The sequence below is a fragment of the Duodenibacillus massiliensis genome (assembly GCF_928721995.1).
In the GTDB taxonomy this organism is placed as follows: Bacteria; Pseudomonadota; Gammaproteobacteria; order Burkholderiales; family Burkholderiaceae_F; genus Duodenibacillus; species Duodenibacillus massiliensis.
This window is the reverse complement of sequence record NZ_OV788642.1, coordinates 1,855,383-1,876,286: the sequence shown is the minus strand read 5'-3', so window position 1 is coordinate 1,876,286 and position 20,904 is coordinate 1,855,383. Positions and strand designations below refer to the sequence as shown.

17 protein-coding genes and 1 other RNA gene are annotated in these 20,904 nt (G+C 52.1%); 6 read left to right on the top strand and 12 right to left on the bottom strand.

Annotated elements, in window-relative coordinates:
* Nucleotide 1 precedes the first annotated feature (1 nt).
* The 7 genes from NXF97_RS08660 to NXF97_RS08630 all read right to left on the bottom strand — a co-directional run bounded on the left by NXF97_RS08660 (nucleotide 2) and on the right by NXF97_RS08630 (nucleotide 6,698).
* Nucleotides 2–1,402, bottom strand: coding sequence for a hemolysin family protein (locus NXF97_RS08660; protein ID WP_022374032.1), 1,401 nt, complete (start codon nucleotides 1,400–1,402; stop codon nucleotides 2–4).
* A gap of 112 nt (nucleotides 1,403–1,514) precedes the next feature.
* Nucleotides 1,515–1,847, bottom strand: a complete 333-nt coding sequence (locus NXF97_RS08655; RefSeq protein WP_022374031.1) for a YbaB/EbfC family nucleoid-associated protein — start codon at nucleotides 1,845–1,847, stop codon at nucleotides 1,515–1,517.
* On the bottom strand, nucleotides 1,789–2,289 hold the full coding sequence (locus NXF97_RS08650; RefSeq protein WP_274955736.1) for a hypothetical protein: 501 nt from the start codon (nucleotides 2,287–2,289) through the stop codon (nucleotides 1,789–1,791). The genes NXF97_RS08655 and NXF97_RS08650 overlap by 59 nt, the downstream gene beginning before the upstream one ends.
* Nucleotides 2,290–2,314: 25 nt before the next feature.
* A complete protein-coding gene (gene dnaX / locus NXF97_RS08645; protein WP_338031946.1) occupies nucleotides 2,315–3,640 on the bottom strand; it encodes a DNA polymerase III subunit gamma/tau in 1,326 nt (441 codons plus the stop codon).
* A gap of 118 nt (nucleotides 3,641–3,758) precedes the next feature.
* An RNA gene (gene ffs / locus NXF97_RS08640) (signal recognition particle sRNA small type) lies at nucleotides 3,759–3,857 on the bottom strand.
* A 221-nt stretch (nucleotides 3,858–4,078) separates the two neighbouring features.
* Nucleotides 4,079–5,821, bottom strand: a complete 1,743-nt coding sequence (locus tag NXF97_RS08635) for a glycosyltransferase (RefSeq protein WP_274955735.1) — start codon at nucleotides 5,819–5,821, stop codon at nucleotides 4,079–4,081.
* A 124-nt stretch (nucleotides 5,822–5,945) separates the two neighbouring features.
* Nucleotides 5,946–6,698 (bottom strand): basic amino acid ABC transporter substrate-binding protein, encoded by a 753-nt coding sequence (locus tag NXF97_RS08630; protein WP_274955734.1) that lies wholly within the window; start codon nucleotides 6,696–6,698, stop codon nucleotides 5,946–5,948.
* A gap of 436 nt (nucleotides 6,699–7,134) precedes the next feature.
* On the opposite strand from NXF97_RS08630, the gene trxA reads away from it, so the two are divergent.
* The 3 genes from trxA (at nucleotide 7,135) to NXF97_RS08615 (ending at nucleotide 9,644) form a co-directional block, all read left to right on the top strand.
* On the top strand, nucleotides 7,135–7,464 hold the full coding sequence (gene trxA, locus NXF97_RS08625; protein ID WP_022374026.1) for a thioredoxin: 330 nt from the start codon (nucleotides 7,135–7,137) through the stop codon (nucleotides 7,462–7,464).
* A gap of 148 nt (nucleotides 7,465–7,612) precedes the next feature.
* On the top strand, nucleotides 7,613–8,875 hold the full coding sequence (gene rho, locus NXF97_RS08620; RefSeq protein WP_022374025.1) for a transcription termination factor Rho: 1,263 nt from the start codon (nucleotides 7,613–7,615) through the stop codon (nucleotides 8,873–8,875).
* 4 nt (nucleotides 8,876–8,879) lie between these two features.
* Nucleotides 8,880–9,644: a glycerophosphodiester phosphodiesterase family protein gene (locus tag NXF97_RS08615; protein WP_274955733.1), complete on the top strand. Its 765-nt coding sequence runs from the start codon at nucleotides 8,880–8,882 to the stop codon at nucleotides 9,642–9,644.
* A gap of 6 nt (nucleotides 9,645–9,650) precedes the next feature.
* Here the strand turns inward: NXF97_RS08615 and NXF97_RS08610 are convergent, their stop codons facing one another.
* From NXF97_RS08610 to msbA, 4 genes are all read right to left on the bottom strand, one after another.
* Nucleotides 9,651–11,429, bottom strand: a complete 1,779-nt coding sequence (locus NXF97_RS08610) for an ArnT family glycosyltransferase (protein ID WP_274955732.1) — start codon at nucleotides 11,427–11,429, stop codon at nucleotides 9,651–9,653.
* Nucleotides 11,430–11,600: 171 nt separating this feature from the next.
* Nucleotides 11,601–11,885, bottom strand: a complete 285-nt coding sequence (locus NXF97_RS08605; protein WP_022374022.1) for a type B 50S ribosomal protein L31 — start codon at nucleotides 11,883–11,885, stop codon at nucleotides 11,601–11,603.
* Between the two features lie 186 nt (nucleotides 11,886–12,071).
* Complete coding sequence (gene dcd / locus NXF97_RS08600; RefSeq protein ID WP_074009150.1) at nucleotides 12,072–12,635, bottom strand: dCTP deaminase; 564 nt, start codon at nucleotides 12,633–12,635, stop codon at nucleotides 12,072–12,074.
* A gap of 39 nt (nucleotides 12,636–12,674) precedes the next feature.
* Nucleotides 12,675–14,528, bottom strand: a complete 1,854-nt coding sequence (msbA, locus tag NXF97_RS08595; RefSeq protein ID WP_274955731.1) for a lipid A export permease/ATP-binding protein MsbA — start codon at nucleotides 14,526–14,528, stop codon at nucleotides 12,675–12,677.
* A gap of 168 nt (nucleotides 14,529–14,696) precedes the next feature.
* Here msbA and NXF97_RS08590 point away from each other — a divergent pair, with 168 nt between their 5' ends.
* From NXF97_RS08590 to NXF97_RS08580, 3 genes are read left to right on the top strand one after another with little or no spacing between them, the layout of a single operon-like run.
* Nucleotides 14,697–15,587, top strand: coding sequence for a glycosyltransferase family 9 protein (locus NXF97_RS08590; protein ID WP_274955730.1), 891 nt, complete (start codon nucleotides 14,697–14,699; stop codon nucleotides 15,585–15,587).
* Nucleotides 15,588–15,616: 29 nt separating this feature from the next.
* Nucleotides 15,617–16,387, top strand: a complete 771-nt coding sequence (locus tag NXF97_RS08585) for a glycosyltransferase family 2 protein (RefSeq protein WP_274955729.1) — start codon at nucleotides 15,617–15,619, stop codon at nucleotides 16,385–16,387.
* A 16-nt stretch (nucleotides 16,388–16,403) separates the two neighbouring features.
* The gene (locus NXF97_RS08580; protein WP_274955728.1) at nucleotides 16,404–17,456 is read left to right on the top strand and encodes a glycosyltransferase family 2 protein; all 1,053 of its coding nucleotides are present in this window, start codon (nucleotides 16,404–16,406) and stop codon (nucleotides 17,454–17,456) included.
* 1 nt (nucleotide 17,457) lies between these two features.
* Here NXF97_RS08580 and dnaE read toward each other — a convergent pair whose 3' ends face one another.
* Entirely contained in the window at nucleotides 17,458–20,895 is a 3,438-nt protein-coding gene (dnaE, locus tag NXF97_RS08575) for a DNA polymerase III subunit alpha (RefSeq protein ID WP_274955727.1), read from the bottom strand.
* Between the last annotated feature and the right edge of the window lie 9 nt (nucleotides 20,896–20,904).

The following is a 20,904-nucleotide window of genomic DNA, read 5'->3' as shown; positions in this document are numbered from 1 at the left end:
CTCAGACCGTTTTGTTGGCGGGTTTAGCTTTGGCTTCACCGACAGCAGCCTGAGCGGCAACAGCGGTTGTTCCGGTACGCACGGCAGAAACGTCAGTCGGCTTGATATCGGCGCGGATCGGTGTTGCGAGCACCTTGTCAATACGGCGCCCGTCCATGTCGGCAACTTCAAACTTCCAGCCGGCCCAGCGCACAACGTCGCCGGTCTTCGGAAGCCGCGCGAGAAGCACCATCATCATGCCGGACAATGTGTTGTAACGCCCCTGCTCTTCTTCGGGCACCGCCTTAATCTGCAGGCAGTCCTTTAATTCGGGGACGGGAATGATGCCGTCCAAAAACCACGAGCCGTCGTTGCGGGGCACCGCCCAGGCGTCATCCGTCGTTGCGGGCTTAAATTCACCGGCAATCGCTTCCAGAAGGTCGCGCGGCGTAACCAACCCCACCACGCCGCCGTACTCGTCCACAACGAGCGCAAGTTGCGTATCCGTCACTTTGAACTGCTCCAGCAATTCCATCCCGGAAAGGGATTCCGGCACATAAGTGGCCGGCGTGAGGTTACTCATGAAGTCGGGTTTGCCGCCCTCAAGCATCTGCTGCAGCAGGGAGCGCGTCGTACAGTAGCCCTTGATGTCATCGAGGCTGCCGCTTGCGACAATCAGGCGCGAACTCATCGAAGTCTGCACCTTGCGGACGTTTTCTTCCTGGCTGTCTTCAAGATCGATCCATTCAATGTCCGCGCGCGGCGTCATCAGCGACCCCACCTGACGGTCGTCTAAACGGAAGACGTTACGCACCATATCGCGCTCAGACATGTCGATGACGCCTGATTCACTGCCTTCTTCAATCATCGCGTGAATTTCTTCTTCCGTGACGCTTGCCTGGTCTTTCCCGGACTGACCGAAAAGCTTGAGCATGCCTTCGGTGGAAACGGAAAGAAGCTTCACAAAGGGACTCATCACGACGGAAAGGAGCTTCAAAGAACCCGAGACACGGCAGGCAACGGTTTCGGGATTGACCTGTCCCAGGCGCTTGGGAACCAGTTCACCGAACACAATGGAGAAGTAAGTGACAAGCACCACCACCGTCACGATGCCGATGAGTTTTGAAGTTTCCGGCGAAATGCCGAAGCCCATCAGAAAATCCGCAAGGGGTTTTGCAAGTGCCGACTCGCCCACAATACCGGAGAGAATGCCGATGGAGGTGATCCCCACCTGAATGGTGGAAAGCGCCCAGGTCGGGTCACTCTGGAGTTTCAACGCTGTATCGGCCCTCTTGTCTCCGTCCTCAGACATCACCTGCAGACGCGCACGGCGGCTCGTGACGAGCGCAATTTCGCTCATCGCGAAAACGCCGTTCATAAAAAAGAGAAAGGCCAAAACCAGGACATCAACCCAGCTACTCATACGACGATGATCTCAAAGGAATAAATCAGAAAAAGCGGATGATAAAAAATCCCGGCGCCAAATGGCTGACAGAAGCGCCATCCGCACCGGGTTTTCTTGTTTCTTAATGCAATCAGAAGGGGAGCTTGAACCCGGGGGGCAGCGGCAACCCCGCCGTGGCTTCCTTCATCTTCTGCTGCGAAAGGGCCTCGGCCTTGTGCGCTGCATCATTAATGGCAGCTGCCACGAGGTCTTCGAGCATTTCCTTGTCATCAGGATCGCCCGAAAGAAGCTTCGGATCGATTTCAACGCGCCGGGCTTCGTGCTTGCAGGTGATCGTGATTTTCACGGCGCCCGCACCGGCTTCACCGGTCACTTCAATGTTGCCGAGCTCAGCCTGAAGGCGCTCAACGTTTTTTTGCATTTTCTGGGCCTGCGCCAGCAGTCCCTGAATGTTTCCACGCATAAGTCTCTGTTTCCTTAATTTCAGCGTCCGTCATATCCCTCACCGAGGCATCAATGACTTTCGCCTGTAGTAGTTGCACGCATTTTTGCACAAAAGGATCACTTTTGAAGGCCGTGATCATCGCAAGACGCGCCTTTCGCCGTTCCGTTTCCACTAAAAGTGAGACGCTTGGCTCATCCTGAGATCTTTCCCGCGGCGCAAAATGCACGGCAAAGGGGTGTCCGAGCGCTTTCTCGATGGCCTCACGGATTTCCTGCTGAATGGCTTCGTTGACCAACGTCTGTGAGGCAACCGCCAGGAGCACGTGATGGTCATCGAGCTCATCCACGGCGCTTGAAGCGGCCACTTCTTTTGCCAGTCCCTTAAGACTGGTTCTGCACAGCAGTTCGCGCCAGTTAAGCAAAAGCGCCGAAGGGTGGACTTCCTGCGGAAGCGGTATCACCTCAGGGCTTTTGGTGTGCAGTGACTTAACCGGCGCCGTGCTCTCCCCCGTCGTCCTCCCAGGGCGGCGGCATATCCGAAATGTTGGGTTCGACAATGTCGGGTTCATGCACCGCCGGTGGTTCGGCGATTTCAGGAGCAACCTGCGGTTTAGGTTCTGCCGGCTGAACCGGCGCCGCAGCTGCAGCAGCGGTTGCCGCAGGAGTCGTTGCCGTTTCCTTCTTTTCCGGTACCTTAAGGCCGAGGCGCGTTCCCGCCGGCCTAAACGCCATCATCCGGAGAATGGCCATCGTAAAGCCGGCATATTCGTCCGGCGCGAGCGGCATATCGTTACGTGCCTGCTGTGCAATCTGGTAATCGAGCTGCACTTCTTCCGGGGTCATGGCTTTTGCCAGAGCCCTGATGCCGGCAGACGTCGTGTCTTCATCGTCCAGAAGTTCCGGCACACGCTGTACCAAAGCCACGCGGTGCAAAAGCCCCGCCATCGCCCGCACGGCTTCCGTGTAGGAAAGCCCTTCGGAACCCAACTTTTCGGCTTCAGCAAGCGCCGCCTGCGTGTTGCCGGAAGCCACATGCATCATGAGGTCAACAAGGGCCTCGTCCCCGATGACACCCAGCATTTCACGCACGGATTTAAGTGTCACGGGACCCGCTGCATAAGCAATTGCCTGATCCAGAAGGCTCAACCCATCGCGCATGGAACCGCGCGCGCATTTGCCGAGCAACAAAAGGGCTGATCGTTCGGCTTCGATTCCCTCTTGCTTGAGAATATTTTCCATGTGATCGGCCACGGCCTGCGGTGACATATTGCGCAAGTTAAATTGCAGGCAGCGGGAAAGCACCGTCATCGGCACTTTCTGAGGATCAGTTGTGGCGAGAATGAACTTCACATACTCAGGCGGCTCTTCCAGGGTCTTTAACATGGCGTTAAAGGCATGTGTTGTGAGCATATGCACTTCGTCGATCATGTAGACCTTGTAGCGGCCCTGCGTGGGAGCGTACATCGCGCGCTCCAAAAGCGCGGTCATCTCTTCAACGGAGCGGTTGGAGGCCGCGTCGATTTCGATGTAGTCAACGAAACGCCCTTCGTCAATCGCCCGGCAGGCTTCGCACTTGCCGCAGGGGTGCGAGGTCACGCCCCCTTTGCCGTCTTCTCCCGTGCAGTTAAGGCACTTCGCAAGAATACGGGAGAGCGTTGTCTTACCCACGCCGCGCGTGCCGGTAAAAAGGTAGGCATGATGCAGACGGTTTTCGTCCAGTGCATGCTTGAGTGCCGCAACAACGGCATCCTGACCGACCATACTGTCAAAGTCATGCGGACGCCATTTGCGGGCAAGTACCTGGTAGCTCATGAAAACGATCCTGAAAGGGTGACCTCAGCAATACCCAGCAGACTGTGCGCCGAGTAACGGTTGCAGCGGAGAGTTTAAGGCACGCAACGGCCGATCGGCAGATTTTTGAAGATACAAAAACGGCGAGCCTTATCCTCGGCACTGAAAGACTTCCGCTGTGGCTGCTTCGTTCCCGACCTGACCAGGTTCACAGAGCTTTCATGCGAGGGGACCCGCCGAGCGCGCATTATATGTGAAAACTATTATTTCAACAATGGCTGAGCTGTACAAAAACAGCCAAACACTAGTGTTTTTCATTCATGCTATTGCTTGGCTCATTATTCAAAGAAAGCATTATCGAAACTTACTGATAGCCAATAAAAGCATTGAAAACCGAGCACCCTAGCTCAAACTAGAGATCAAACCATCCAAAACAATCCAAATTATTTTTACTTAAAACTATCTGTCGTTTTTTTCAAAATATCTCCTCCAAAAGTTTTCGGTAGTCAACTTCTCAAGTTGGGTTTCGTATTTCTTATTACAGCATCTGAATTTCATAAAAATTCTCACCCCCATACAAAAGTTCCGAAAAAATGACTTGATAATTTCTATTTTATTATGACGAAAGCATGTCATCACGCCCGCATCATTGTTATAACAATAGCAATCACGATAAAAACATGTTAACTTCCAAGTTAATGGCTGCCATTTTTTTACAAAAGCTCTGCTCCCTAAAAGAAAACGAGGCAACAATACACAATTTAAAGATATCTTTCTCATTGGCCCCATCCAAAAACGCTTCTTCAACATCTTCTGAGGAAACTCTATAAAGGGAATAACATGATCAAATGCAGGGATATCCTGCAACTCTCCTCTAAACTTCTCCCCCGTCATGTCTTCAGTAAATAGGTTAGTTTTACACAATATATCCTGATACGCTTTATAGGTTGCATAGGACAAAGCATAGTTATAAGAACCTACGCACCCTCTGTTTTGAGATACAAAAAGCCTGAACCAGGATCTCGCAGATGCTCTTTTGGCGTAAATTGAAATAATCAACTGAGAGCGAGCAGACAAATATTGCGTAAACACTGATTCCTTATTTGAAAAACTGTCAACCCATGTAGACACTCCGAGGAGCGTAATAATTTTTAAATTATTTTGCAGAGAAAAAAGAATATCATCACCACGGACAAAAAACGGAAAGGGATAGTGACTAATGGATTTCACAGAAAACGAAAAAAAACACCAGGCCCCATAATTAGCCGAGTACCCAAGGCTATCCATTACTGTTAAATCGTCAATAGAACCAGCATTTTTCTTTTGAAAAACACCAAAACCTCCTCGCTCGCTCCAACGCCCACCTGCTTCCAATACCGTGACAGGAAAATTCTCATCAAATAAAATTCCGCTTATGCCCATTGATCGATCATCAACAACATAAGACCAGTAAGCATAAGTTCTTTTAATACTTTCCTCATGGCAACTAGCATCATCATCCATAAAAAGACAATGGCTAAAACCATTATCTTTCAGATATAGCAAACCTCGAGCAAAGCCCCCCGAACCTCCAACATTTGTATTAGGTATCAAATAGACTTTGTCATTACTTTCCAGTTCATGCCTAGTCAAGTTTTTAGAATTATCAACTACCACCAAATAAATATTTGAATATCTCGTATCGTTTAAAACATCTTGGCAAATACGATGGACCGCAGGTATCACGCATTTTTTTCGATTGAAGTGTGTTATCACCAACCCCAACTTAATGTCTCTTCTAGTTGGTTCGTTTGTAAAAAAGCCACCACCAGATATCTCACCATCACTGATAGCTGTAACACCGACAAAAACCAGTCCTTGCTCCAGGTCTTCCCAAAACGGCATGTCAATGCAAGCCTCATCTGCTTCCAATGATACCTGGTGATCTCCCAACCAAAGAATCGGCTTATACGCCTTTTGCAAACCAAATCTGACGATAAACTTACCGCTACCTCTTATCTTCATAAAAACATGATTAATTCCACATTCTTTTTTCCATGTTTTTACTGACAAAGAATTGAAAAACGTATTAAATAATTCTTCCTGCCCCTTTCTAAAATACAGTGTTTTATTCCTTTTATCACAAACTGCATTGCCGCGGTAGAAAAGATCATGTGCTTCTATGCCTTGATCTTGTTCAAAAGTTATATTTTGGAGAATCATTTATTTAAATTTACTCAAAAAGGCAGGACAAAGAGCTTTTAATCTTTAGCTTGCAAAAAAGGAGAAGACGTATCCCGCCCTCTCCTATTTTTTACCACTGAATTATACCAAGGCTCTTTTTTGGTTATTGAGCACCGAACCACTTCTGATAGAGCTTCTGATAGGTTCCGTCCGACTTCATCGAGCGCAACGCATCATTGACTTTCGTTGCCACGGCTTTATTGCCCTTTTTTACGGCAAAGCCGAAGTACTCGGCATCAAGACGCGTCTTCTGAAGCGTCAGGCCCTTGGCTGCCTTCGGATTCTTCACCATGAAGTAGCCGATCACCGGACGGTCCGTGATGACGGCTTCACTGCCCCTCATCTTCAGATCCATGAAGGCTTCGGCGCCCGTATTAAAGGCCTTGATTTCAGCGCCCTTAATGGTCTTGGCAAGATCCGCGCCGGTCGTGCCGATCTGAACGGCAACAACCTTACCTTCGAGGCTCTTTAAGTCCTTGTAGGTACCGGACGATTCCGTGCGGACCAAAAGGCCCTGACCTGCCTGATAGTAAGGATCACAGAAGTCAACCTTCTTCTTGCGCTCTTCCGTGATGGTGATGCCGGATGCCGCGATATCAATCGTGCCGGAAAAAAGCGCCGGGATCAGACCGTCAAAGCCCATGTTGACGATTTTGACGTCGTAGCCCGCGCGCTTGCCGATTTCACGGATGAGGTCCATGTCAAACCCGACATACTCACGGGTGTGCGTATCCATGAATTCAAACGGCGCAAACGTCGGATGCGTCCCGACACGCAGTTCTTCGGCCGCCTGAGCAGCAAAAGACGTTACGGCTGCAGTCAACGCAGCGGCCACAGCAAAAAGTTTGTTTTTCATTGCAAGAAATCTCCTGCACAGTATGAGAAAGGAACAATCATCTTTGTCGCCTGCCCTGCAGTTATTCCCGCCTGCAGCACATCGGGATTCGTGAAGGAAATATCCATGCACGACCAAACTCTAATTTTGCCCTGAGTCTTCCCTCTTCTCCAATAGGCCTTTATCCCTACTTCAGCCTCACTGGGTCTACCGATGCTATAGGCTATCAATCTTGTCTGAGCCGCAGTTTTTTTGTATAGTGCATCTCACATTTAACGCATCGGGCCCGCATGCTTAAGAGCAGTTCCGTGAGCCCCTTGATTCGAGAGGTTCTGTCTGTCCCTGCTTATTCCCATACCTAGCGAAGAGCCGCAGCATTCATGGATTTCTGCGGAAATGCGCGATCAGGGCGCAGAAACGTCTCCCCAAATTCCATCTTTTTTACAGGACATCAAAAATGAGCGAAAACATCCGTGTCGTAAACGACTCCAACTTCGACGCCGAAGTCAAGCAGGTTGCCGACAAGCCCGTGTTTGTTGACTTCTGGGCTCCGTGGTGCGCCCCCTGCCGTATGCTCGGCCCGCTTCTTGAGGAAGCTGCCGACACCTACGCCGGTAAGGTTGTCGTTGCCAAGTACAACGTTGATGAAAGCAACCAGGTTGCCACCGAAAACGGCATCCGCGGCATCCCGACCATCCTCGTTTACAAGAACGGCGAAATCATCGGCCAGCACACCGGTGCCCTGGGCCGTGCCCAGCTCACCGCCTTTATCGAGCAGTACTGCTGATAAAATGTCACGGCGCCGTGCGATGCGGCGCCGTTTTCTTCCCGCCTTCCGGGAAGTTCCCTGCGTTAAAAATCCGCTTCCTCACACAGAAGCCGTATACGGCTTCTGAATCCGGATACGGCGGATTCACTCTTCCCTATTATCAAAAATGCATCTTTCAGAGCTCAAAACTCTGCACATCAGCCAGTTGCTTGACATGGCGATGGAGCTTGAGATCGACAATGCCCAGCGCATGCGCAAACAGGAACTCATGTTTGCGATTCTCAAAAAACGCGCCAAAGCCGGTGAACAGATTTTCGGCGACGGTACCCTTGAAGTCCTTCCCGACGGCTTCGGTTTTCTGAGAAGTCCCGATACGAGCTATCTCGCCTCCACGGACGACATCTACATTTCGCCCTCCCAGATCCGCCGCTTTAATCTGCACACGGGCGACTCCATTGAAGGCGAAGTGCGTACGCCCAAAGACAACGAACGCTACTTTGCGCTTGTAAAGGTTGACACCGTCAACGGTCAGGCACCGGAAGCCGTCAAACACAGGATGCTTTTTGAAAACCTGACGCCGCTTTTCCCCAACGTCCCGCTGCAGCTTGAACGCAACATGCGCGGTGAGGAAAACCTCACGGGGCGTCTGATTGACATCATTGCCCCGATCGGTAAGGGCCAGCGCGGCCTCATCGTTGCAAGCCCTAAGTCCGGTAAGACGGTTCTGATGCAGCACATCGCGCACGCCATTACCGCAAACCACCCCGACTGCGTTCTGATCGTTCTTCTGATCGACGAACGTCCGGAAGAAGTGACGGAAATGCAGCGCTCCGTCAAAGGCGAAGTTGTGGCTTCGACCTTTGATGAACCCGCCACGCGTCACGTCCAGGTGGCCGAGATGGTCATTGAAAAAGCCAAGCGCCTTGCCGAAAGCAAGAAGGACGTCATCATTCTTCTGGACTCCATTACGCGTCTTGCGCGTGCTTACAACACCGTGATCCCGAGTTCCGGCAAGGTCCTTACGGGCGGCGTTGACGCCAATGCCCTGCAGCGTCCGAAGCGCTTCTTCGGTGCTGCCCGCAACATTGAAGAAGGCGGCTCGCTCACGATCCTTGCAACGGCCCTGATCGACACGGGCTCGCGTATGGATGATGTCATCTACGAAGAATTCAAAGGCACCGGCAACATGGAAATCCATCTGGAACGCCGTCTTGCCGAAAAGCGTGTGTACCCGGCCATCAATGTGAACCGCTCCGGTACGCGCCGTGAAGAGCTGCTCCTCAAGCCCGACGTTCTTCAGAAGGTTTGGGTTCTCAGAAAACTTCTTTACGACATGGATGAAATTGAGGCAATGGAATTCCTTCTCGATAAAATCCGCAGCACGAAGAGCAACAACGAGTTCTTCGACATGATGCGTAAGGGAGGTTAGTTCCATGTCCAGTGTTTCCGCCGCGGCCCCAAATTCTCATTGGCCTTATCCGCGGTTTATAGCGCACCGCGGTGGCGGAACACTGGCTCCCGAAAACACGCTGGCCGGATTCCGGGAAGCTCGGCACTTCTGCTTTCAAGGTATCGAAACCGATGTCATGCTCACCGCGGACGGCGCTGCCGTCCTCTCCCACGACCCGGTTCTCGGGCGTGTCGTTAAGTCCGCATCCCCTGTTGCAAGTCTCTCGCTCAAAGAAATCAAAACGCTTGACGCGGGCTCACTGACCGCACAAAAATGGGCCGGAGAACGGATTCCGACCCTGGAAGAAGCGATTGAAACATGCGAAGCCAACGGGCTTTTCATGAACATCGAAATTAAGCCCGCGAGCGAAAGCGCAGCCCAGGCAACAGCTCAGGAAACCGTGCGGATTGTGAGGAAACTCTTTGCAGGAAAAAGCCTTCCCCTGCTTTCTTCGTTTTCAAGAAACGCCTTGGCAGCGGCTGCCGTTGAGGCACCTGAAATTCCGAGAGGACTTCTTCTTGAAGGGATCCCAACAGACTGGAAAGAAGCCTGCATGAAACTTGCCGTAAAGACGGTGCATCCCGACTGGCAGTCCGTTACTCCCGACTTTGTGGAAGAAGCGCATGCCATGGGGCTTGGGGTTATGTGCTACACGGTAGATTCACCGGACACTGCTGATGCGCTCTTTACTCTCGGCGTTGATGCGGTCTGCACCAACCGCCTCGACCTCTTTGCCGACTGCCGTTAACCCGCCTCAGAGCCGCTGAGGATTTCCCGATTCAATGAAGAAGAAGGATCCGGGATAAAAGCGCCGCACAATGAAACGCTCGTCGGTTCTCGGACGCTTGATGATGTCTTTGGCACGGTCTTTCAGAAGCGGCTGATACTTCTTGTCATCCACGTCAAAACGCAGCAGCTCAAAGCGGCAGACCATCGATTTTCCGGCGGTTACAGGCATGTGCCCGTAATAGGAAATAAGGGACGCCACACCCTGAGAAGCTCTGACCATCTTTAAGCAGTCATCGGGCTGAAATCCCAGCTTATCAAGCTGAGCACGCACGGCCTGTCCCACCGGTTCATAGCTGCGGTTTTCGTTTACGGCCTGCGTGAAAAGGTTCACGACAACAATCCAGAGCACCACCATACCGACGGCCGAAAGCCAGGGACCGTTCCAAAGAACGGGCGAGCGACGCTGCAGACGCTTGTATCCGACCCAGCACCAGGCAACCGTTGCGGTTAAAGCCAAAAGAATTCCGAGGAATCCGGCTTCCGATGCCTGCGCGGTCGGCGCAAGATTAATGATGGACTTAGCCATCTTGGGCGGAAAGCCCATCAGCCAGGCAAACCAGTAAGCCCATACACCGAGCAGTCCGAGCGTCGTGATCGTAAGAGCAAAGCCGTCGAGCATGCTCTGAAAAGAGCGTTTGGCGGAGATAAGCCCAAAGGCCGCCACCGTGCAAAGCGGGGCAATGATGAGGTTTAAGAGATCTTCAGCGCTGAGGCTTCCCGACACCAAAAAGCCCACAAACCACACCGAGAGAAAAACAGCCGGTAAGGCCATGAAGGGCGCCGTCTTGTGCTTTCGCCACTTCACGAAGCCGAGAATGGCAAACGGCCACACTGGGCACAGGTACCACAGCACATGACGGACAAACCAGTCCAGTTCCTCAAAACTGAGAAACCCGAAATACTCAACCTGCTTCTGAGCCCAAAGAAGGAAGTAGTCGCTGATCACTTCCGACGAAGTCACCCAGGCAGCCAGCGGCCAAAGCGAAAACAAAAGAACAGTGACCGCCAGCGTGATGCTCAGTTTCTTATCGGTCTTTCCCCGCGTAGGGAGCATCAGAAAACTGAAAAGGCAGGCTAAAAGCGCCGCAATCCCCAAGATGAGACTTGCCGTAAGCATCAGACCGGCACAGGCGACACCTGCCAATGCCGCCCCAAAATAGGGCCTTGTAAGTGCCCAGGCGCAGGAGAAGAAAGCCAAAGAGCAGAACGCGAGTTCTGCGGAATCGTATGTCGGCTCTCGCAACCGGATCACGAGCCCGAACAAAGCAATGAAAAAGAGTGTGGCGGCATCAGCGACCATGCGTCCGTAATCCCGGTAAGTCGCTTGGTCTGCAAAGATTGTACCCAAGGGCTGTGCTTCTTTACGACGCGCCAAATACCACGTTCCGTACCAAATCGAAGCGGTTGTGATGGCAAACCACAGGCAGGCCGTAATTCTCGCTGCCACCACGGGGGTAAATTCATTCCCCAGCAGCCGCATCAGGATGGCCCCCGCCCAAATGGAAAGCGGGCCGTGATCCGTGATCACAAGACCGGAAGCCATAGGGAAAAGCCAGGAGACGAAGTCACCGTGCGCCATCTCCCAAAACTGTCCGAAAGCGGCCCCTTCTCTCACGGTCCAGACAGCTCGGTCAAAGAGCCCCGGAACAATGAAGAGAATCAGAATCGCCAGCAACAGAAAACGCGGTAGCTTGGCAGCAGCCGTTGAGCTGACGTTGGCGGGAATCGGGCGAAGGTCAAGCATGAACTTTCCAATAATCGGGGAAAAGCAGGGCCGGAACAGCACAGGGCAATAATAAGGTGCTCAACGCCATGAAAAAAGGGCAGCCGGACTCAAAAATTATGATTTTGCGTCCTTCTGCCCCTTTTTCCGAGAATTTGCGTCGGTCAGACGCAAACCTCAAAGAGCCCGAAATTACTTGGCCTTTGCCTTGGCAGCAGCGGCGTTGAGTTCCTGGTTCTTCGCAGCGAACTTGGCGCGGAACTTTTCAACACGGCCGGCTTCAACGATACGGGTCTGAGCACCGGTGTAGAACGGATGGCTTTCAGAAGAGGTATCGAGCTTGAAGAGCGGATAGGTCTTGCCGTCGATTTCGATGGTCTCTTTCGTCTGAACAGAGCTCGAAATGATGAAGGTCTTGTTGATCGAGAGGTCAACGAAGGCAACCTCACGGTACTCGGGGTGAATATTGGGTTTCATTTGATAAAAATTCCGATTAATTAGTCGGTCGCCCTGGCTGCCTTGCGCGCCTGCCGCTATATATCAAGCCGTCTGCTGACGGAGCGGTCTTACGACGGGCATGCGCCCACGTGCCAAACCGGGAAGGGGCGTATTATCAGCAATTTCCAGCATAAAATCAAGGAAGACAACCCTGTTTTTTCAGCTTTATGTCCTGGGGAGAGTAACACCAACCTGCCCCTGATACTTTCCGCCTCTGTCCCGATAACTCGTTTCACACTCCTCATCCCCTTCAAAGAAAAGGACCTGTGCACAGCCTTCATTCGCGTAGATCTTAGCCGGCAAAGGCGTAGTGTTTGAAAACTCCAAAGTTACGTACCCTTCCCATTCCGGTTCAAACGGCGTCACGTTCACGATGATGCCGCAGCGGGCATATGTGGACTTACCCAAACAAATCGTCAGTACGTTGCGGGGAATTCGGAAATATTCAACGGTACGGGCCAGCGCAAAGGAATTGGGAGGAATGATGCAGACATCACTTACAACATCCACAAATGAGGCCGGATCGAAATCCTTCGGATCAACGATGGTCGAATTGATGTTGGTAAAGACCTTGAACTCGTTGGCACAGCGGATGTCATAGCCGTAAGACGATGTCCCGTAGCTGACAATCTTTCGGTTGTCGACATAGCGCACCTGATTAGGTTCAAAAGGCTCAATCATGCCCTGAGCCGCCATCTTGCGAATCCATCTGTCTGACTTAATACTCATTTTTTCAAATCCGATCAAAATAAACTGTCCTACCGGACATCAGGCTGACTGAATCTTGTCTTCTGTGGGTTTTTGCACAAACTGAATGTTGTAGAGGTGAGCGTAAGCCCCCTTCTTTGCGAGAAGTTCTTCATGCCGCCCCATCTCGCAGATTCTGCCCTCTTTAATAACGACAATTTTGTCTGCACCCATAATAGTTGACAGACGATGCGCGACGACAAAAGTCGTTCTACCCTTCATCAAACGGTCCAACGAAAGCTGGATATATTTCTCACTTTCAGTGTCCAGCGCACTTGTGGCTTCATCCAGCAGAAGAATTGGAGCATTCTTCAATAAAGCTCTGGCAATGGAAATTCTCTGCTTCTGTCCACCTGAGAGTTTTTGGCCCGCAGGACCAACCGGGCTGTTTAAGCCTTCGGGAAGTTCGCGGATAAAAGGCGTGAGATATGCAGCATCCGCAGCTTGCTTTATGTCCTCTTCTGACACGTTTTCCATGCCATAGGCAATGTTTGCTGCAATCGTGTCATCAAAGAGCACAACATCCTGACTGACCAACGCTATCTGCTGTCTCAAGCTCTTTAAAGTAACAGTGCTTTGCGGAATGCCGTCAAAATAAATTTCGCCTTCCGTCGGTTGCCAAAATCGCGGAACAAGATTAATCAGTGTTGTTTTTCCAGCACCAGATGCACCTACAAAAGCGATCGTCTCCCCGGGCTTAACGTCGAAAGAGACACCCGTAAGGGCCTGTCGTCCTGCTCCCGCATATCGATAGCCTACATGTTCAAACCTCACACCGCCCAAAAGACGAGGCAATTCCATATTGCCTGGATCTTTTTCTGTCGCCTCATCCATCGTTGTGAACAGGCTTTCTGCGGCAGCCGATATTCTCGCAACAGAACCATTGAGTGCAGAAAGCTTCTTAACGGGATTCATTAATAAAAGCAGGGCAGACAAAAAAGTAATGAAATCGCCGAGTGTCAAATGTCCTGCCTGCGCCTGCAACAGTGCCACGATGACAACGATGGAAACACCGGCCATTGTGACAAACTGGGTTAGTGGCGTTCCTGCTGCAGTCACTGCCTGCATACGCATGGACAATTTATACAAGAGTTCATTAACACCGCGAAACCGCGTCTGCTCCTTTTCGTAAGCATCGTAAATTTTGATGATTCGCTGTCCTTGATATGCCTCAAGAACCGTGTTCATCATGTTCCCCAGCGCCGTCTGTGTCTGCAGACCATATTTCTTGGTCTTTTTATTAACCCACCGAAGAATGACTGCAATCAGCGGTGCCACCACAAGCGTCACCAAAGTTAACTTCCAGTCATGCCATATCAGCAAGCCCAACAACGCCACCAGTTGCAACGAGTCTCTAACAATTGTCGTCAGAAGCTGTGCTGCTCCCCCTAAAGCTGTGCTTGCTTCGTTGATGTACTTAGACATCACAATGCCCGAAGTGTATTTTTGATAATTAGCTGCCGGCCAACGGATCTCCTTCTCAAACATTTCACAGCGGATCTTGAGCAGCACCTGCTGAGAGACTTTTTGCAGAAGATAGGAGCTTCCAAAAGTCGAGCCTCCCTGCAAAAGAGCCACTGCAATCAAAGCTGCCGGCGCCCACCAAAGAGCATTGACATCCTTGGCATAAAAACCCTGGTCAGTCAGTTTTCCCATCAAAACAGCAATCATCGAAGACGTCAGTGCTGTTATCACCATAAAAAACATGGCTGCAATGACTGTCTTGGCATAGGGAACCAAGTAATTAAGCAACCTCGCATAGATCCCCGGGATGCGTTTAAGCCATCCTTTCTGCCAGGGATAATGTCCGCCTTGGAGCGCCGATATGGTTTGCTCTGCGGTTGCTTTTGCCTCAGCGGAAGCGTTCAAAGGCATTTCGCTCGCCCAAAGTGATAATGTCGGTCGCATTGTACATTGCATGCTCTGAACCCACCCGTCAGGCTCTTATAATCAGACCAATGGTTTCCAGATCTTCCTTCCATAAAAAACTTTATCATGTCTACTGTCCTTTGCCGAATTCCCAATCACGTTGGAGACTGCTGTATGTGTCTGCCAGCCCTGAGACTATTGGAAGCAAGCGGTTTTACGCCGGCACTGGTTGGGAAACGCTGGGCAGAAGATTTGATGTCAGGGATGGGCTGGCGCTTTGACCCCATTGAAGGGCACGTCACAGAAGACATCAATCGCATTCGATATTTGGCAGACAATGCCCAGGCCACCCGCGGTCTGCTTTTTCCAAATTCTTTCGGCTCAGCACTCCTCTTTAAGTTCGCTCCAATCCAAACTGCGGGCCTCAAAACCGACTGCCGCAGTTTTCTTCTTGACACAAAAATCCCAGAACCTCCGAAGATGCATGAGGTAGAGCGCTTCTTCTATGTTGCGCACGAAGCGATCAAGGCATGGGGCGGAAAACCCGCTTGGGATAAAGCGCCGAAAAGCCTCGGCCTGATGCTTTTAAAGCGTCATGAAGCAGCCGCCAGAAACCTTATGGAGAAGTTCCACATTCCCGAGCGCTGCTACGCTATACTCGCCCCTGTTGCTCGCGGTCTGCAGGACGGCAAAGTCAAACAGTGGCCTCACTTTAATGATCTTGTTGCACCTCTGAAAGAGATGGGTGTCGAACCGATTATCTTTCCGTCACTCAGGGAAGAAGAGGCCGCAAGAAAGGCCTGTCCGGATGCCACAATTTTGGAACCGACCTCTCTCGGAAATTTTGCTGCACTCGTCAAACACGCTCAGCTAGTGATTGCCAACGATTCCGGTGTCAGCCACATTGCTGCAGCCCTCGGAGTCAAACAAATTACGCTTGTCGGCGTCACCGATCCCTCCCGCACCGGTCCCTGGAACCCCCAGGCCGTAGTGCTTGGTAAGCAAGGTAAGTGGCCCGCCCCGCAGGACGTTATCAATGCCATGCGGCAGATACTTGCGCACTAACTAACTAACTTCCTCCGCTTGGTGTTGACATGTCATCGGAAAAACTGAATGTCTCCGTCGTTCTTCTGACTAAAAACGAAGAACACAATATTGATGCATGTTTGGGCAGCTGCAGTTTTGCCAGAGAAATCATCTTGGTTGACGATGAGAGTACCGACGGGACTGTTGCCAAAGCCAAGACCTTCGGAGCCAAAGTTTTTACCCGGGCCCTCGCCGGCAACTGGGGGGAGCAGCAGACCTTCGCGATTTCCAAGGCAAGCTGTGAGTGGGTTTTCCTGATTGACGCTGATGAAAGGGTGAGTCCTCTGCTTGCGCAGAACCTTGCAAAAACTCTCGAACAAAATCCCCAAAAAGCTTTTTGGATTCAACGGGAAAACCATTACAACTCCGGCAGAAAAGCTCACGGCATTCTGCGCCCGGACTGGGTTCTGCGGCTTTTACCGAGAGAAGGCGCCCGGGTCGAAGGGCAAGTCCATCCGACCATCTGCTCACCCTTTCCTCAGGAAAAGCTATCCGGACACCTCATTCATTTCCCGTACAGAAACTGGGAGGCCTATTTCCGAAAGTTTGAGAAATACACAACGCTTTCTGCAGAGAAATATGAGTCCCAGGGAAAACACTGCGGTTTTGTGAACGGCATCATCATCAAACCTCTGTGGGCCTTTCTTAAGGTGTACTTCTTTAACCTGGGCTTTTTGGACGGCAAAATCGGCTGGACGCTGTCTGTGTATCACTATTTCTACACAATGACTAAGTACGTCAAACTTTACAGCCGCCGGCATCCGGACCAAAGTCTCTGATTCTCTTTAATCGTTCATGCTCCGTCGCCAATTTAGCCCGACAGCGGCCGTCATCATTCCCGCCTATAACGCTGCACGCTACCTTTCCGAGTGTCTTGACTCGCTGAGGAAGCAGACTTACAGCAACTTTATCGCAATCATCGTGGATGATGGATCTGCAGATTCAACAGCCGATATCGTCAAAAGAATCGCTGCAGAAGACCCTCGGTTTATTCTGATTGAAAAACCAAACGGCGGCGTATCATCGGCTAGAAACGCGGGACTCGACTGGGTTTCCGAAAATATCCCGTCCACTGAATTCCTTGGCTTTGTCGATGCCGATGACTATGTCAGTACCGACTACCTGAAAATCTTTGTCCGGGCGCTCAGTGAGCGTAGCTTGGACTATGCGGTCTGCGCCTTCACACCGTTTACCAAATTTGGCCCTGTTCACCGAAAACTCGCCGGCGACAATCGCCCTCTGGCTGCTGATGACGTCGCCGCACAGTTCTTTTGCCTTGACAACCAGTCTCACCCAATTCCGAAAACAGCCAACACATCTCTCTTTCTGAGTAACCGTTTTTTCCGTTGGGGAAAAATTTCCGGCTGCCGGTTTAATACTCAACTCAAGGCTATTGAAGATCAGGATTTTCTGATCCGGGCAATGCCTCATCTACTGAAGGGTATCGCTATTCCTGAAAACCTTTATTTCTACAGGAAGCGGTGTTCGTCCCTCTCCAATGCCGCCAAAGCCAAAGCCCACGATTTGGAAGGGTATTCACTGCTGATGGCAGATCTCGCTCAATTTTCAGAAATTATTCAGCGCGGCATCATCAACAACTATGTTTCCTACGCACAGCAGGAGACATTAGCGTTGCTGGCGTCTGGTGCAAGCACGAGTTCTGAACCGATCACAGCCATCCAAAAAAGCTGTCTGAGCCTTGCCGATCATCCGTTTTTAAGTGATGCCTCAAAAAGAAAACTTCGCCGGATAACCAACATCTGTACTTCAACTGTTTTAAAGGCCAAATGCCGAAATTTGGTGAAGCACCTGCGGATGCTCACTAACCGCATCCGCTACTTCCGGTAGATCAGTACTGATATCCCGCGCCGATCACGCCGTCCTGGGCTTTAAGCATCTGCACAAGATCGTCTGTCGGTCTCACGTAAAACTCGGGCCGGATTTCACCGGAATACCCCTGGGTGAGCACATCAATGCGGCAAGCCACGCCCTCTTCGCTTCCGGTCTTATCTGTAGAAAGGACCTTCGCAACATCCTTAAGGTCCTTGGTAGCCGAAAGCGTGATGTTAAGCACCGCCCCCTTGCGCGCCCGCATCTCTTCCATCGTCTGCACTTCGCTCGCGGTAAAGGAAAGTTTCCCGGTAACGCCGTTTTCATCACGCCTTGCACGGCAACGCCCCGTAAAGACGAGCACTTCATCGGTCTTTAAAAGCTTCTTGTAACGGTCAAGGGCCTCAGCGTAAATAAAGACGTCCTGGCTTTCTTTGCCGTTACTGATCGTGAGAATCCCGATCTTGCCGCGCTGCCCCATCAGCACGCGCATGTCGGTTACAAGCCCCGCGATCGTAAAGTTCTGCCGGCTGTCTGCGAGCTTTTTATAGGGCGTCGCAAAATGTTCCGTTTCCTTTTTGTACTGGGCAAAAAGGTCACCGGTGAGACAGAAACCAAACGCTTCAATTTCCTGTAAGAGCTTTTTGCGTTCACCCCAGGGAATCGCCTTTTTCCAGCTCACAATACGCTCGGCTTCCCCGTTTTCATCGGCAAAGAGACTCCCCTGCCCGACAGAAGCCGCAACGGTCTGCGCTGCCTGCAGTGCCTGACTTACATTCTCAAAGTAAAGTCCGCGGTCAGTGGAAATGGAATCAAAAGCACCGGCACGCACAAGCTGCTCCAGGATCTTACGGTTCACAGTGGGCACGCGCGCCGCAAGGTCAAAGATGTCCAGGTAAAGCCCGTTCATCTTCCGTTCGTTAATGATGTCTTCAACGATGTTTTGCCCCAGCCCCTTAATTGCTCCGAGGCCGATACGGATGGTTTTGGCGTCAGGGACCGTAAAGAACCAGTCGCTCACGTTCACGTCCGGCGGCAAAAAAGTCACGCCGCAGTTACGGGCATCGTCAATCAGCGTGCGCATCTTGTCGCCCTGATCCATCACAAGGCACAAGTTCCCCGCGAAAAAGCACGCCGTATGGTGGACCTTCAAATAAGCCGTCTGCCATGCGACATACGAATAGGCTGCCGCGTGCGACTTATTAAAGCCGTACCCTGCGAACTTTTCCATGAGGTTAAAGATTTCGGTCGCGGTCTCTTCGCTCACATTACGCTCTGCGGCACCCTTAATAAAGACGGCACGCTGCCGCTTCATTTCCTCGACGTTTTTCTTACCCATGGCGCGGCGCAGAAGGTCAGCGCCGCCCAGGGAGTAGCCGCCGATAGCACGCGCGACCAGCATCACCTGTTCCTGATACACCATAATGCCGTAGGTTTCACGCAGAATCGGTTCCATGCGCTGATCCAGATACTCCACCTTCTCGCGCCCGAACTTACGGTCAATAAAGTGCGGAATCTGATCCATCGGGCCCGGACGGTAAAGAGCATTCAGAGCAACGAGATCTTCAAGGCAGTCCGGTTTTGCCTGCCGCAGCTGTTCGCGCATGCCATCGGATTCAAACTGAAAGACGGCGCCGGTGTTGCCGGTCTGAAAAAGTTTCAGGGTTTCCTTATCGTCAACCGGAATACGCTCAAGTTCAAAGTGTTCCCCCGGATGGAGCCTGTCAATGTACTCAACGGCTTTTCCGAGAATCGTCAGCGTCGTAAGTCCCAGGAAGTCGAACTTCACGAGGCCCACGTTTTCGACGTCTTTTTTGTCGTACTGACTCACCGTGTTTTCAGGACGGCCGTCTGCGTTATAAAGCGGACAGAAGTCCGTGAGTTTTCCGGGAGCGATCAGGACGCCCCCCGCATGCATGCCGAGGTTGCGCGTGATGCCTTCGAGTTCCTTGGCGTAACTCATGAGCTCCTTGTACTCGGGCTGCGCTGCAAGCGCCGCAAAGTCCGGTTCCATCTCCGCGGCTTTCTCAAGCGTCACATCAAGCCCCGGCTTTTGCGGAATGAGTTTGGCGAGGCGGTCCACCTCGTTATAACCCATGTTCAAAACGCGGCCTACGTCACGCACAACAGCCTTGGCGCCCATAGCGCCGAAAGTGACGATCTGGCTTACGGCGTCCGCCCCGTAGACGCGCTTCACGTACTCAATCGTGCGGTCACGGTTATGCTGACAGAAGTCCACGTCAAAGTCAGGCATCGAGACGCGCTCCGGATTCAGGAAGCGTTCGAACAGCAGCCCGTAATGCAGGGGATCGAGGTCCGTAATACCGAGGCAATACGCGACAAGCGATCCTGCGCCCGAACCACGGCCCGGCCCCACCGGCACACCGTTACGTTTGGACCAGTTGATGAAGTCCTGCACGATGAGGAAGTACCCGGGGAACTTCATCGTGATGATGGTCTTAAGTTCGTAATCCAGACGCTCCATGTATTCAGGGCGTTTGGCGTCACGGATCTTCTCGTCCGGATAGAGAAACGCGAGGCGCTTTTCCAACCCTTCCTTGGAGAGCTTGACCATGTAGTCATCAAGACTCATGCCGTCAGGCGTCGGAAAGACGGGGAGCTGGGGTTTCTGCAGCACACCGTCCAAGTTACAGCGCTGCGCAATCACCACGGTGTTTTCAAGGGCCTGAGGGATGTCGGAAAAGAGTTCCCGCATCTCCTCTTCGGTCTTGAAATACTGTTGCGGGGTGTACTCCCGCGGCCGTTTGGGGTCTGCCAAAACGTAGCCCTGCGCAATACACACCCGCACTTCGTGCGCGGTGAAGTCCTCTTTTTTCAGAAACTGAACCGGATGAGTGGCTACAAGCGGCAGCTTCTGCGCGACCGAGTGGCCTGCCATCTTCGCAACGAGCGCATCGTCGCCTTTGCGGCCCGCTCGCTGCACTTCCAAGTAAAGCCGCCCGGGGAAAGCCTTCTTTAACTGCTCCGTGACGGCGTCCGCCTCCTCAGGCGTCTTCCCCATGAGAAGCCGCTCGATGATTCCTAAGGGGCCGCCCGAAAGGCAGATGAGGCCCTTACAGTTTTCGGGCGTGAGCCACTCGAGTTTCAGTTCCCCGCGTCCCAAATACTGGTTTTCCATCCAGGCCTTGGAGAGCAAGAGGCAGAGCGACAGGTAGCCCGTGTGGTTCTGGCAGTAAACCGTGAGCCTGTAGGGTTCGTTGCGTTTGCCGGCAATGCTGTTCGTGATCCAGAGATCGCACCCGACAATGGGCTTTATGCCGTCGGCGATCGCGTGCGTGTAAAAGCGCAGCCCCCCGAAGACATTCATGTTGTCCGTGATCCCGAGCGCCACCTGGCCGCGTTCGGCCGCGGTTTCCAAAATCGGATCAAGCCTGACAATGCCGTCGGTGATCGAATATTCAGAGTGAAACCGCAGGTGGACAAACTGGTTGGACATAGTCGCTGA

Bases quoted from the DNA above. Each gene is read 5' to 3' on its own strand.
- NXF97_RS08660 (WP_022374032.1), bottom strand. From the start codon at position 1,402: ATGAGTAGCTGGGTTGATGTCCTGGTTTTGGCCTTTCTCTTTTTTATG.
- NXF97_RS08655 (WP_022374031.1), bottom strand. From the start codon at position 1,847: ATGCGTGGAAACATTCAGGGACTGCTGGCGCAGGCCCAGAAAATGCAA.
- dnaX (WP_338031946.1), bottom strand. From the start codon at position 3,640: ATGAGCTACCAGGTACTTGCCCGCAAATGGCGTCCGCATGACTTTGAC.
- NXF97_RS08635 (WP_274955735.1), bottom strand. From the start codon at position 5,821: ATGATTCTCCAAAATATAACTTTTGAACAAGATCAAGGCATAGAAGCA.
- NXF97_RS08630 (WP_274955734.1), bottom strand. From the start codon at position 6,698: ATGAAAAACAAACTTTTTGCTGTGGCCGCTGCGTTGACTGCAGCCGTA.
- trxA (WP_022374026.1), top strand. From the start codon at position 7,135: ATGAGCGAAAACATCCGTGTCGTAAACGACTCCAACTTCGACGCCGAA.
- rho (WP_022374025.1), top strand. From the start codon at position 7,613: ATGCATCTTTCAGAGCTCAAAACTCTGCACATCAGCCAGTTGCTTGAC.
- NXF97_RS08615 (WP_274955733.1), top strand. From the start codon at position 8,880: ATGTCCAGTGTTTCCGCCGCGGCCCCAAATTCTCATTGGCCTTATCCG.
- NXF97_RS08610 (WP_274955732.1), bottom strand. From the start codon at position 11,429: ATGCTTGACCTTCGCCCGATTCCCGCCAACGTCAGCTCAACGGCTGCT.
- NXF97_RS08605 (WP_022374022.1), bottom strand. From the start codon at position 11,885: ATGAAACCCAATATTCACCCCGAGTACCGTGAGGTTGCCTTCGTTGAC.
- dcd (WP_074009150.1), bottom strand. From the start codon at position 12,635: ATGAGTATTAAGTCAGACAGATGGATTCGCAAGATGGCGGCTCAGGGC.
- msbA (WP_274955731.1), bottom strand. From the start codon at position 14,528: ATGCCTTTGAACGCTTCCGCTGAGGCAAAAGCAACCGCAGAGCAAACC.
- NXF97_RS08590 (WP_274955730.1), top strand. From the start codon at position 14,697: ATGTGTCTGCCAGCCCTGAGACTATTGGAAGCAAGCGGTTTTACGCCG.
- NXF97_RS08585 (WP_274955729.1), top strand. From the start codon at position 15,617: ATGTCATCGGAAAAACTGAATGTCTCCGTCGTTCTTCTGACTAAAAAC.
- NXF97_RS08580 (WP_274955728.1), top strand. From the start codon at position 16,404: ATGCTCCGTCGCCAATTTAGCCCGACAGCGGCCGTCATCATTCCCGCC.
- dnaE (WP_274955727.1), bottom strand. From the start codon at position 20,895: ATGTCCAACCAGTTTGTCCACCTGCGGTTTCACTCTGAATATTCGATC.